The sequence below is a fragment of the Geodermatophilus sp. SYSU D00696 genome (assembly GCF_054050235.1).
In genome coordinates, this window is the sequence record NZ_JBJGYY010000004.1 from 115,363 (window position 1) to 128,555 (window position 13,193).

Sequence of the window (13,193 nt, forward strand, 5' to 3'; positions counted from 1 at the left end):
CCCGTCGTCCCGGCGTCGGAGAATGGGGGCGTGCGGCGGGAGGCGAGTGTGCTGCACCTCGACCTCGACGCGTTCTTCGCCGCCGTCGAGCAGCGGGACAAGCCCTCGCTGCGCGGGCGGCCGGTGGTCGTCGGGGGCACCGGCGGGCGGGGCGTCGTCGCCACGGCGTCCTACGAGGCGCGCGCCTACGGGGCCCGCTCGGCGATGTCGACGGCGGAGGCGCGGCGCCGCTGCCCGCCCGGGACGGCGTTCCTCGGCGGCCGGTTCGGCGCCTACCGGCGGACCTCCGACGTCGTCATGGGCCTGCTGCGCGAGCTGTCGCCGCTGGTGGAGCAGGTGTCGATCGACGAGGCCTACGTCGACCTCGCCGCCGGCCCCGGCCACGACCTGTCCGTCGCCGGCGTCACGGCGCTGGCCCGCGACCTCAAGGCGCGCATCGCCGCGGCCACCGGCGGGGTCACCGGCTCGGTCGGCATCGGCAGCTCCAAGCTCATGGCCAAGATCGCCTCCGACCTGGACAAGCCCGACGGCCTCGTCGTCGTCCCGCCCGGCCGCGAGCTCGACGTGCTGCACCCGCTGCCGGTGACCCGGCTGGGCGGCGTGGGCCCGGCGACGGCGGAGCGGCTGCGCCAGGTCGGCGTCGGCACGGTGGCGCAGCTGGCGGCCAAGTCGCTGCCCGACCTCGTGGCGCTGGCCGGCCGGGCGCACGGCTCCGGGCTGTACCAGCTGGCGCGCGCCGAGGACGACCGGCCGGTGGTGGCCGAGCGGGAGGCCAAGTCGGTCTCGCAGGAGGAGACCTTCGAGCGCGACCTCACCGACCTGGCCCAGCTCAACCGGCTGGTCGACGCGATGGCCGCCCGCGTCGGTGGGCGGCTGCGGGCCTCGGCGCTGTCGGGGCGGACGGTGACGGTCAAGCTGCGCCGCTACGACTTCACCACCACGACCCGCTCGCAGACACTGCCCCAGCCCACCGACGACGCCCGGCAGGTCGCCGCGATCGCCCGGCGGCTGCTCGCCGAGGCCGGCACCGGCGGCGGCCTGCGGCTGCTCGGCGTCGGGGTGTCCGGTCTGTCGCAGTACGCGCAGGGCGAGCTGTTCGCCGACGGCGCGGGGACGGAGGAGCCCGAGGACGCCGCCGAGTCGGGCCCGGCAGCACCCGAGCCGCCGGCCGACCGGCGCTGGTGGCCGGGGCAGGACGTCGTGCACGACGAGCTCGGCGCGGGCTGGGTGTGGGGACGCGGGCTGGGCCGGGTGACCGTGCGGTTCGAGGGGCCGCTCACCCCGCCGGGCCCGGTGCGGACGCTGGCCGCCGACGACCCCGCGCTGCACCCGGGCGACCCGCCGGACTGGCGGGCACCGACGATGGAGCCGTGACGGAGAACGCCTGGGTGCGGATGACCGCGGCCGATCCTGGCCACTCGGCGGCGTACGTGCAGCGGTTCCGGGACCTGGCCGCGGGCGGGATGGACCTCGTCGGCGAGGCCCGGCTGGTCGACGCGATGCTGCCCCGCGGCTCGCGGGTGCTCGACGCCGGCTGCGGCCCGGGCCGCGTCGGCGGGCACCTGGCGTCGGTGGGCCACACGGTGGTCGGGGTCGACGTCGACCCGGTGCTCATCGCCGCGGCCGAGGAGGACCACCCGGGGCCGCGCTGGCTGGTGGGCGACCTCGCCGAGCTCGACCTGCCCGACCGGTTCGACGCGATCGTCTGCGCGGGCAACGTGGTGACCTTCCTGGCGCCGTCGACCCGGGGCGAGGTGCTGCGCCGGTTCCGCGGGCACCTGGCCGAGGGCGGGCGGGCCGTCGTCGGGTTCGGCGCCGGGCGCGACTACGACTTCGCCGTCTTCCTCGCCGACGCCCGCGCCGCGGGGCTGGAGCCCGACCTGCTGCTGTCGAGCTGGCACCTGCACCCGTTCACCGCCGAGTCGGACTTCCTGGTCGCGGTGCTGCGCCCCGGGTGACGGGCAGGTCTTCTGTCAGCGAGCGCCGAGCGCGAGGGTCAGCTCGAGGACCGTCTGCGGGTCGTCGAGGCGCTTGCCGTAGAGGTCGCGCAGCTGCCCCATCCGGTAGCGCACCGTCTGCGGGTGCACGTAGAGCTCGGCGGCCACCTGCTCGCGCCGGCCGTGGTGCAGCAGCCATGAGCGCAGGGTCTCGAGCAGCTTCTCCCGCGGGCCGGGGCCCAGGCCGTCCAGTGGGGCGAGCACCTGGGCGCGCAGGTCGGCCAGCGCCTCGGCGTCGGCGCGCAGCACGAGGTCGGCCAGCCGCAGCTCGGTGTCCACCGCCCCGTCGCCGTCGGGCAGCAGCTCCAGCTGCACCGCCCGCAGCGCCCGCGTGTAGGACGACCGCGCGTCCTGCCAGGGCCGCGGCGGCCCGACGACGGCGCCGCGACCGCTCAGCGAGGTCAGCAGCCCGGCCCGCGCGAAGCCCTCGGCGTCGGGCACGAGCAGCACGGCCCGCTCGGTCGACGGCTCGGCGCCGGGCAGGTCCTCGCCGGCCTGCAGCGTCCGCGCGTCCAGGTTCGCCATGGCATCGCGCGCGCCCGCCTCGGGCAGCAGGACGGCGGTCAGCGTCCGCGGCGGGGTCCAGTCCGCCCGCTCCGCCGCGGCGAGCAGCTCGTAGGGCGGCGCGCCGGCGACCAGCAGGCCGGCCAGCCGCTCGAGGTTCCGCCGCCGCTCGCGGCCGCTGGCGGCCAGGTGGTCGGCGTGGCCCGATGCGCTGGCGGCCGAGAGCCGGTCGATGTAGGCGAACACCAGCCCGGCGAAGCGGGCCAGCGACGCCGCGGGCATGCCCGCCGCCACCGCCGTCTCGCTCAGGTGCCGCCAGGCCACCCGGGCACCCACCCGGTAGGCGGCCAGCAGCGCGTCCATCGACCGTCCGGTGCGCGCCTCGCCGCGGCCCAGGGAGTAGGCGCCCTCGATCGCGGGGTCGATGGGCCGGCTGGCGTCCGCGCCGCCGGCCGACGTCGCCAGCTCCAGGAAGCCGGCGAGGGCGAGCTGGACGGCGTTCTCGATCTTGCGTCCCATGGGCCCGCGGAACGCCTCGGCGTAGCTGGGCACCTCGACGACGATCGCCGCGACCGTGCGCTCGGCCACCGCCGGCACCTCGGCGACCATCGCCGCCGCGATCTCCGGCGCGAACGTGCCCTGGTCGGGTGTCACCCGTGACCTCCTCGTGATCTCGGTTGTTCGCACGGAACAGTATCCGGCGCCACGTTCACGTCCAGAGCACAGGTAGTTAGACGTTCGGCAGGGAACTGTGGAGGTATGACCGCGACCGTTCCGCGCCCCTCCCCGGCCCGGCCGGGCCTGCGGGCGCTGCGCGACCGCGCGCTCCGCCTCGCCGAGCTCGTGACCACGCCGCTCCTGCCCGCCGACTACCTCGACCTGGTCGACCCGCTGCGGTCCGGCGCCGCCCTGCGAGGGCGCATCGAGGCGGTCCTCCCCGAGACCCGCGACGCCGCCACCGTCGTCATCCGCCCCGGCGCCGACTGGCGGCCGCACCGCCCCGGCCAGTACGTCCGCATCGGCATCGACGTCGACGGCGTCCGCATGTGGCGCGCGTACTCGATCACCTCCGACCTCGGCCGCGCCGACGGCTGCTTCACCGTCACGGTCAAGGCCATCCCCGGCGGCCGGGTGAGCAACCACCTCGTGCGCCGCGCGCGGCCGGGCACGATCGTCCAGCTCGACCAGGCCACCGGCGAGTTCTGCCTGCCCGAGCAGCACCCGGCCAAGGCGCTGTTCGTCACCGCCGGTTCCGGCATCACCCCCGTCATGGGCATCCTGCGCAACCACCCCGAGCTCACCGACGTCGTCCTGGTGCACTCCGCGCCCACCGCCGACGACGTCGTCTTCGGCGCCGAGCTGCGCGACATGGCCGCGGCCGGCCGCATCCGGCTGGTCGAGCAGCACACCGACACCGCCGGGATGCTCGACGCCGCCGCGGTCGCCGCCCTCGTCCCCGACCTCGCCGAGCGCTCCACCTGGGCCTGCGGCCCGGTCGGGATGCTGGAGGCGCTCGAGGAGCACTGGGCCGCCGCCGGCCTCGCCGACCGCCTGTACACCGAGCGGTTCCGCCCGAAGGTGCTGGTCACCGGTGAGGGCGGCACGGTGACCTTCACCAGGAACGGCACCTCGCTCGAGGCCGACGGTGCCACCCCGATCCTCGACGCCGCCGAGGAGGCCGGCGTCCTCATGCCCAGCGGCTGCCGCATGGGCATCTGCTACGGCTGCGTGCTCCCGCTCCGCGAGGGCGCCGTCCGCGACCTGCGCACCGGCGAGGTCACCACCGCCGCCCCCGGCGACGGCGTCCTCGTCCAGACCTGCGTCAGCGCCGCCGCCGGCGCCTGCGACCTCGACCACTGACCGTCTCGACCCCCAGGAGCACCGCATGACCGTTCTGCAGAAGAAGGCCGACAACCCGATCGAGCACCTCACCCCCGAGGACATCGAGCTCATCGGCAAGGAGCTCGACGAGATCCGCCAGGGCGTGATCGACAGCCGCGGCGAGTCCGACGCGCGCTACATCCGCAAGGTCATCGACGTCCACCGCAAGATCGAGCTCGGCAGCCGCGCCGTGCTCCTGGCCTCGGGCTTCCCGCCTGCCTGGATCGCCGGGACGATCGGCCTGTCGATCGCCAAGATCCTCGAGAACATGGAGATCGGGCACAACATCCTCCACGGCCAGTGGGACTGGATGCGCGACCCGAAGATCCACTCCACGACGTGGGAGTGGGACATGGCCAGCCCGGCCGAGCAGTGGAAGCACTCGCACAACGAGCTGCACCACACGTACACGAACGTCGTCGGCAAGGACAACGACCTCGGCTACGGCATCATGCGCGTCGACGAGGACCAGCCCTGGACGCCGATGTACCTCGGCCAACCGCTGTGGAGCTTCGTCAACGCGTGCTTCTTCGAGTACGGCATCGCGGCCTACGACCTCGAGCTCGGCGCGGTCATCGCCAAGAAGCAGACCGGTGACCCCGAGTTCCGCGCGCGGGCGAAGCAGGTGTTGGTCAAGATCGGCCGCCAGGTGCGCAAGGACTACCTGGTCCACCCGCTGCTGTCGGGCCCGAACTTCCTGGCCACGCTGGCCGCGAACTTCACCGCCAACACCGTGCGCAACCTGTGGACCAACTCCGTCATCCTGTGCGGCCACTTCCCCGAGGGCGTCGAGACCTTCGAGAAGAAGTCGATCGACGGCGAGACCCGCGGCGAGTGGTACCTGCGCCAGATGCTCGGCTCGGCCAACATCTCCGGCTCGAAGGCCATGCACGTCATGACCGGCAACCTGTCGCACCAGATCGAGCACCACCTGTTCCCCGACCTGCCGAGCAACCGGTACGCCGAGATCGCGCCGAAGATCCGCGACCTGTTCGACCGGTACGGCCTGAACTACCACACCGCGCCGCTGCCGAAGCAGGTCGGCTCGGCCTGGCACAAGATCATCCGGCTGTCGCTGCCCAACGGCTGGCTGCAGAACACGACGGCCCGCAACCTGCCCTCGCAGCTGGTCAAGCTGTGGAAGATGACCACCGGCAAGCCCAAGGTCCGCCGCCCGCTGCTCCGCGAGCAGGCCGCCCTGGCCGCCGCCTGAGCGGACCGACCGCCGAGGAGGGGGTCCCGGCCGTCGAGGCGTCGCTGGAGGCGCTGGTCGCCGCCGTGGGCACCGCGGAGGCCGCCGGGCACACCGTCCAGACGGTGGTCGTCGACAGCTCCGGCCGCCACGAGGTCGCCGCCTTCCTGCGCCTGGTCGAGGGCGCCGAGGTCGTGCGGGCGCCGGGCGCCGGCCGCGCCACCGCCCTGCTGCTGGGACTCGACCGGGCCGACGGCGACGTCGTCTGGGCCGGCGGTACCGAGGGGTGTGCCGTCCCGACGGCGGTCACCGCCCTCGCCGAGGCCGCCGCCCGCGACGGCGGGGTCGCCGTCGCCGCACCCGGTGACCCGGCGCCGCACGTCGCCGCGCCCACCGGCCTGCTCCGGGAGCGGTGGGGCGGCCCGGAGGACGCCGAGGGGACCGACCCGGTGCCGGACCTCGTGCGCCGCGCGGTGGCCGACGGCGTGCCGGTCACCGGGTGCGCGGGCGCCGGCAGCCTCCGCGAGCGGGTGCGCCGGCCCTTCGGCGGCAGCCCCGGCGTCGTCGCCGGTCCGGGCACCTACGCCGGCCAGCGGACGCTGGTGCAGACCTTCACGCCGCTGGACCGGGTGGAGCTCGGCGGCTACTGCTCGATCGCCGACGACGTCCGCATCGTGCTGCCCGGCGGCCGGGTGTATGACGCGGCGGGGGAGCAGGTCCCGCTCGACCAGCGCGGCCTGCACCGTCCCGAGACCGCCTCCACCTTCCCGATCGGGATCCTCGTGCCCGACGAGCCCTACGAGGAGCCCCCGGCCGGCGTCACGGGCGAGCGTCTCGTGGTCGGCGATGACGTCTGGATCGGCTACGGCGCCACGCTGCTCGGCGACGTCACCGTGGGCACCGGCTCGATCGTGGGGGCCCGGGCGCTGGTCAACGCCGACGTCCCGCCCTACTCCGTCGTCGGCGGGGTGCCCGCCCGTGTCATCCGCCGGCGCTTCCCCGACGACGTCGTCGACCGCCTCCTGCGGGTCGCCTGGTGGGACTGGCCGCAGGTGGCGGTGCAGGGCGCGCACCGCTGGTTCGGCCGCCCGGTCGCCGAGTTCCTCGACCACTTCGACCCCGGCTCGCTGGCCCCGTCGCAGGCCTGAGCGCCGCCCTGAGCCTGGACGCACGAGGGGCCCGGGACGACGGATCGCGTCCCGGGCCCCTCTGCCGTCAGCGGCCGTCAGGGCCGCAGCGCCGGCTGCGGGAAGTTCAGCCCGAGCAGCACCGATGGGTCCTCGACCGGCACCTCCCACACGGTGCCACCCCCGTCGGGGTCGACGACCTCGCCCCGGCCGAGGAAGGCGGCCACCTGCGCCTGCCCCTGCGGCGCCGACGGATGCGGCAGCACCAGCAGGAACGAGTGCGGGTTGGGCAGCGGCGGCGTCGCCCGGTCGTTGCGGTAGACGCTGGTCCGCGACCACAGGTCCCCGGCGTCGACGATCGTGTACGACGTCGGGTTGGGCACCGTCTGGTCCCCGAACGCCACCTGCACCAGCACCCGCTCCGGCTCGATGAGCGGGGCGAAGGTCTCCGGGCTGCCCGGGCGGGACAGCCAGGTCGACCGGGCCAGGTACTCCTGGATCTCCACCGCACCGGGCACGGTCACCGTGACCGGGCCCTCGCCGCGCAGCGGCATCTGCTCCTGGAAGAAGTTGCGGGTCGGGTCGGTGCTGTTGAGCAGCCCGGCCGCCTGCAGCGCCAGAGTGGTGAGCCCGCGGAAGGACGGCGAGAGCCGGGCGATCTCGGTGACCGGACCACCGGGCACGTTGAGCACCGAGCGGGTGACCGCCGGGTCGACACCGGTCAGCATCGTGCCGTAGATGCCGCCGAAGCTCTGGCCGAAGTAGGTCACGTCCTCGCCGGAGAGGTCCGGCGTCCCGTCGCCGTCGACGTCGGTGCCGCCCAGCGAGCGGATCAGCGTCATGTTGTCGGCGACGGTCTGACGCAGCGCGTCGCGGGAGGACTGGGCCGCGGCCGCGCCGGTGGCCGAGGACCCCTCGGTGGACTCGATGGCACCGTTGCGGTCCTGGTCGATCCCGCGGCCGTACGCGTCGAACGTCCTCGTCGTGCCGCCGCTGGTGACGACCCAGTCGCTCTCGGGCCCGTAGCCGTGGCCGACCACGTTGGTGCCGATGGTGGCGATGCCGTTCTTCGCGTTCTCCACGGCCGCGAGGAAGACGGCGTTGGTCGAGCTGGTGAACCCGTGGCCGAACACCGCGACCGGCCAGCCGCCGGGCGGCGGGGTGCCCGGCGGCAGGACGGCGACGAAGGGCAGCTGCTCGGCCCCGACCGGGCGGGGACCGGCGTCCCCGGTCGGCGTCTGCGGGATCGTGACCTCGGGCGTGAGCCAGGACGGCGCCTGGAACGAGCCGAAGACGACGGTGCCGCCGAGGGCGGCCGTGGGGACCGGCGTGGGCGTCGGCGCGGGGTCGGTCGTGCCGCGGTCGGTGGCCCAGGCGACCGTGGTCCCCCGTGCCGGGAAGGCGCCCTGCACCTGCAGGGACGGGTCGTCGATCCCCGCGGCGGCGAACGCGCTGCCGTCGGCGATCTGCCGCTGGAGGTCGAGCAGGCCGTCGGTGGCGCTCATCGTCGTGAACGTCTCGTGCGTGGCCTTGTTGTCCGGACCGCCCTGGACGCGCAGCCGGTAGGTCGTCGACGGCGCCAGCTGCTCGGCCGGGTGGGCGTAGAGCGTGTTGGTCGCCGGGTCCCACACCACGCGGTCGACGCCGATGCGGGTGTCGGTGCCGGCCGGCTGCAGGGTGATGCGCGCGGCGGTCGCGGCCGGGTCCACCGGCCCGCTGAACCGCACGGCGATCCGCGGGTCGAGGTCGAACCCGTCGAGCCGGTTGAGCTGCTGCACCAGACCGCAGGCGATCGGGGCGCCGCACCTCTCCGCCGGCAGCGCGACCCGGCGTCCGGTGAGCTGCGCGGGGTCGCGGACGGTGAGGGAGTCGGAGGGGAAGACCGAGAGCGGCTCGGGCTTGTCCGGGGCGGCCAGGGCCGGGGTGGCCGTGACCGACAGGGCGGCCGTCAGGGTCAGTGCACCGAGGAGCGACGAGGTCGCCCGGTGCCAGCGTCGTTGCTGCACAGGCATCTCCAGGTGGGAGGGGAGGACGCCTCTTCCTAGTCGACGGAGACTCGGATCACAATCTCGCAGCCGTTCAGTCACACGAGGTGATGGCCGTCGGCCCGTCCCGCGCGTCCCGGCGGTGATCCACGTGGAACACGGCGCGGCGCCGGAACGCAGCGGGCGGCGCCGGGGACCAGCGGCCCGCCGGCCGGACGCACCAGGGCCCGGGACCGCCTCGGTCCCCGGGCCCTGGTGTGTCGGGTGCGGGGCGGTCAGTTCGCCATGTCGACGAAGCGGCTGTAGTGCCCCTGGAACGCCACGGTGACGTTCGCCGTCGGGCCGTTGCGGTGCTTGACCAGCATGATGTCGGCCTCGCCGGCCCGCGGGCTCTCCTTCTCGTACATGTCCTCGCGGTGGATCATCATGACCATGTCGGCGTCCTGCTCGATGCTGTTGTGGACGGCGATCCCCTCGGCCACGAAGTTGTGGCCGCCCAGCACCGTGGCGTCGTAGACCTCCTCCTCGACACCCTGCTCGATGGAGACGATCTCGTCCCAGAGCAGGTCGTTGACCGCCTGGATCTCGAGCTCCGCGTCGTCGAGGACGGCCGCGATCCGCCCCAGGCGCTCCCGGCTGGGGGCGTGCTTCCACATGGCACTGCCGCAGAACGCCGAGTCCATGGCGGCGGCGAAGGCGCGGTGGCTCATCCCCTTCCCCTCCAGAACCGCGCGCACGCGCTCCCAGACCTGCACCGGCACCGTGTCGACGTTGGGGTTGCCGGACAGTTCCCGGACGATGCCCAGCAGGCGCTCAGCGGCGACGCCGCGGGCTCCGTGGACGCCGATCTCCCCGAGGAAGCGCCGCTGGTCGTCGCAGCCGCTGATGTCCAGCGTCCAGCCGTCCCGGTAGCCGGCCTTGCGGACCCGGCGGATCCGGCTGGAGATGCCGAAGCGCAGGAGCAGGCGGGAGACGTCGTCGACGAGCCGGCGGCTGGTCGAGGCGTAGTACACGCGCCCACCTCGGCCGTTCCTGTTCACCGTGACGGAACCGTCGGTCGCCCACAGGTGCCGCAGGAACGCGGCGATCTGCTTCTTCGGCAGCGAGAAGACCGGCTCGGGCAGGAACTTCTCGTGGCTGCGCAGGCCGAACAGGCCCAGTTCGTCCAGCCACTCGGCGATCGGGTTGCGCCGGCCGTGGGTGAGCGGGAAGGGGGACCGCAGCCGCAGCGTGGTGCAGCGGGCGACGGCGTAGTCGTCCCGCACTGCCACGACGCCGAAGTGCAGCGCCGCCGTGGTGACCGCCCGCAGGTTCTCCTCGTCGATCGAGGCGTACCGGAGGGGCTGGCGCCGGACGAAGCTGCCGTCGCCGATGAGGTGGGCGAGCAGGACGACCTTCTCGTCCTCCCACACCGTCATCCGGTCCGGCGCCGGCACGTGCCGCGGGACGGCGATGCGGTCACCGGGCGCGAGCTCACCGAGCGGGCGGAACCCGTCGTAGGTCAGGAAGGGGTGGTTGGCCGTGGCCCGCACCGTCTTGCCCGACGCGGTGGTCAGCTGCAGCACCGGTTTGCGACCGGTGGAGAACACGTGGGTGAGGTGCCGGCGGACGTAGCGGAGGTTGTCGTCGAGAGCCCACACCGGGACGTCGGTGGCACCGCTCGCGAAGAGCTCGCCCATCGTCGTCTCGGCGCCCGTGTCCGCCCGGAGGATGCGGGTCTCCGCCGGCAGGCACCCCGACTCGCGGAGGTCGGAGAGCATCGGCTTCTTGTCCTGGCGCTGCTCGGAACCGCGGTTGAGCTGCGACATCGCGATGACCGGGACCTCGAGCTCCTTCGCCAGCAGCTTGAGTGCACGGGAGAACTCCGACACCTCCTGCTGACGGCTCTCGACGCGCTTTCCCGACGTCATGAGCTGGAGGTAGTCGATGACCACGAGCTTGAGGTCGTTGCGCTGCTTGAGGCGCCGTGCCTTGGCCCGGATCTCCATCATCGTCATGTTCGGCGAGTCGTCGATGTAGAGCGGCGCGTCGGCCACCTCGCCCATGCGGCGGGCCAGCTTCGACCAGTCCTCGTCGGACAGCGTGCCGGCCCGCATGTGGTGCAGCGGCACCTTCGCCTCGGCCGAGAGCAGACGCATGGTGATCTCGTGCTTGCTCATCTCGAGCGAGAAGATGCAGGTGGCCAAGTGGTGCTTCACCGCCGCCGACCGGGCGATGTCGAGCCCGAGGGTCGAGTTGTGCGTCGGGATGAAGCTGCGGCCGGCGAGGAACAGCGAGTCGGCGGCGTCGACCTGGATGCACCGCACCGGCACACTGGCCACCGGCCGCACGTCGGTGACGAAACGGACGCCGCGGGCGGTGTAGGTGCGCGCACCGCGCTCCTTGTGCAGCAGCTTCTTGCGCTCGAGGCGGAACACCTCGTCGTCGGTGCTGAAGGTCAGCGTGTAGCAGGTGGACGACGCCTCGGTGCGACCGCGCACCCGCTTGGTGCTCAGCTTCACCCGGTGCCCGAGACCGGCGATCAGTTCGCGGGTGTCCTCGGCGAGCCGTCGGTCGGTGACGGCGAACTGCACCGCACCGCTCGGCGTGACGGTGCCGTCGGTGTCCAGCAGGCCCGCGAGCAGCGCGCGCCGCTGGGCCACCGACGCGCGGAGGTAGGCCGCCGGGATCTGTTTGCCGCCGAGCACGCCTAGGCCGCGCAGGAGGCCCTTCACGGTGCCGTGGTCGTCCCGGCAGGGCTGGCACTGCGCCATCCCGCTCGACGGGCCACCGCAGTCGGGGCAGGTGGCCTGACGTCCCACCCCGCCGCTGGCCCGCAGGGCGCCGCCGCAGGCCTTGCCGCACGTCTGCACCTGCGAGGTCCTCGGCACGAACGGCTCGCCGCACATCGGGCACGGCCGCTCGGCCGGCGCGGGACGGGCGGGCAGGCGGAGCGAGTAGCGCCGGTCGACCCCCGTGGGCGTGACGACCAGGCCCTCTGCCTCGATGTAGGCGGCGATCTCCGGGTCCGCGCTCGTGTACTGGGCGGCGGCGGAGGTGCCGTCGCCCAGCCAGACGCCGAGCGCGTACGGCGGGAGCGGCAGGTCGGCGGCGGGGAGGTCCAGCGGGGCGGCGTTCGCCACGGCGTGGTTGAGGCGCCGGTCGGCCGTGGCGCAGCGGAGAGTGCGCGCCAGCTCCTCCGTCGTGCGGACCCGGGCCTCGCCGCGCTCGCCGAGCCGCCGGGCGGCGCGGTCGGTGGTGACCCACTGGTGCTGGGCGTCGGCGACGACCACCGACCCGTCGGAGAAGTGCACCTCGTAGCAGGGCCGACCGGTCATGACGTCGGTGGCGGCCACGACCGTCGTCGGCCGCCCGTCGGCGCCCAGCACCCGGTCGCCGACGCAGACCTCACCCATCGTGGTCCAGCCGGTGGGGGTGGCGATGGGGGTGTCCAGGGCCAGCGCCTTACCCACACCCGGACGGGCGGCGATGACGACCATCTGGCCCGCCTGGAGACCGTTCGTCAGCTCGTCCAGGTCACGGATGCCGGTGGGGACTCCACGGGCGGTGCCGCCGCGGGAGGCGATGGCGTCGAGCTCGTCCATCGTCGGCTGCAGGATGTCCTCGAGGCGCGAGTAGTCCTCGCTCATGCGCTTCTCGGTGACGTCGTAGATCTCCTGCTGCGCGCGGTCGACGATGTCGTCGACGTCGCCGCGCCCGCCGGCCGCGCCGTAGCCCAGCTGCACCACCCGGGTGCCGGCCTCGACGAGCCGCCGCAGCACCGCCTGCTCGGCCACGATGGCGGCGTAGTAGCCCGCGTTGGCCGCGGTCGGCGTGGAGGCGATGAGCGTGTGCAGGTAGACCGCGCCGCCCATCTTCGACAGCTGGTCGGTGCGGTTGAGCTCCGCGGCGACGGTGATGGCGTCGGCCGGCTCGCCCCGCCCGTACAGGTCGAGGATGCAGTCGAAGATCACCTGGTGCGCCGGCCGGTAGAAGTCGTTGCCGTGCAGCACCTCGACGACGTCGGCGATCGCGTCCTTGCTCATCAGCATGCCGCCGAGGACGGACTGCTCGGCCGCGACGTCCTGCGGGGGCTGCCGGTCGTACTCCGGCGCCGTCGCCTGCGGCCGGCTGAACTCGTCGGCCACCGCCACCTGGGTACCTCCCTCTGCTCATGGGCACGCGCGGCAAGCCCCGGCCGACCGACCGGGGCCCGGTGGGGGAAGCACCAGGACGCGCGATGCCCGCACTCGAACGCGCGTTCGAGCCCTGTGCTACCGGGAGCCACCGACAGTTCTCGCAGTTCCCGGTGCCGCAGAGGACGGTAGGAAGCGACGGCGGACCCGTCCAACACCCCATGTGCACCGCGTTCTGCACAACTTGTGGACAAGTCGGTGGACAGCCCGAGTCGACATGTGGAGACGGGCGGGACACCGGCCGGACATGCCGTGGTCCTGCGCGCGTCACCTGCGCGGTGACCACCCACCGGCTGTGGACACGAGAAAGACCGGCGTGCCGGACGCCCGGG

General features: G+C 73.9%; 8 protein-coding genes. 5 read left to right on the forward strand and 3 right to left on the reverse strand.

Features of this window, described 5'->3' with window-relative positions; all coding sequences use genetic code 11:
- Positions 1-30 precede the first annotated feature (30 nt).
- On the forward strand, positions 31-1,374 hold the full coding sequence (locus tag ACI79O_RS04525) for a DNA polymerase IV (RefSeq protein WP_456913467.1): 1,344 nt from the start codon (positions 31-33) through the stop codon (positions 1,372-1,374).
- On the forward strand, positions 1,371-1,958 hold the full coding sequence (locus tag ACI79O_RS04530; protein ID WP_456913468.1) for a class I SAM-dependent methyltransferase: 588 nt from the start codon (positions 1,371-1,373) through the stop codon (positions 1,956-1,958). The genes ACI79O_RS04525 and ACI79O_RS04530 overlap by 4 nt, the downstream gene beginning before the upstream one ends.
- A 15-nt stretch (positions 1,959-1,973) precedes the next feature.
- Here the strand turns inward: ACI79O_RS04530 and ACI79O_RS04535 are convergent, their stop codons facing one another.
- A complete protein-coding gene (locus ACI79O_RS04535) occupies positions 1,974-3,155 on the reverse strand; it encodes a PucR family transcriptional regulator (protein ID WP_456886611.1) in 1,182 nt (393 codons plus the stop codon).
- Between the two features lie 105 nt (positions 3,156-3,260).
- Between ACI79O_RS04535 and ACI79O_RS04540 the strand changes: the two genes are divergently transcribed.
- The 3 genes from ACI79O_RS04540 (at position 3,261) to ACI79O_RS04550 (ending at position 6,722) form a co-directional block, all read left to right on the forward strand.
- On the forward strand, positions 3,261-4,361 hold the full coding sequence (locus tag ACI79O_RS04540) for a ferredoxin reductase (protein ID WP_456886610.1): 1,101 nt from the start codon (positions 3,261-3,263) through the stop codon (positions 4,359-4,361).
- 25 nt (positions 4,362-4,386) lie between these two features.
- Entirely contained in the window at positions 4,387-5,595 is a 1,209-nt protein-coding gene (locus tag ACI79O_RS04545) for a fatty acid desaturase family protein (RefSeq protein ID WP_456913469.1), read from the forward strand.
- Between the two features lie 65 nt (positions 5,596-5,660).
- Complete coding sequence (locus ACI79O_RS04550) at positions 5,661-6,722, forward strand: CatB-related O-acetyltransferase (protein ID WP_456913470.1); 1,062 nt, start codon at positions 5,661-5,663, stop codon at positions 6,720-6,722.
- Between the two features lie 77 nt (positions 6,723-6,799).
- On the opposite strand, the gene ACI79O_RS04555 is transcribed toward ACI79O_RS04550, so the two are convergent.
- Both ACI79O_RS04555 and ACI79O_RS04560 read right to left on the reverse strand, forming a co-directional pair.
- Complete coding sequence (locus ACI79O_RS04555; protein WP_456913471.1) at positions 6,800-8,707, reverse strand: Ig-like domain-containing protein; 1,908 nt, start codon at positions 8,705-8,707, stop codon at positions 6,800-6,802.
- A gap of 254 nt (positions 8,708-8,961) precedes the next feature.
- On the reverse strand, positions 8,962-12,813 hold the full coding sequence (locus ACI79O_RS04560; protein WP_456913472.1) for a replicative DNA helicase: 3,852 nt from the start codon (positions 12,811-12,813) through the stop codon (positions 8,962-8,964).
- Positions 12,814-13,193 lie beyond the last annotated feature (380 nt).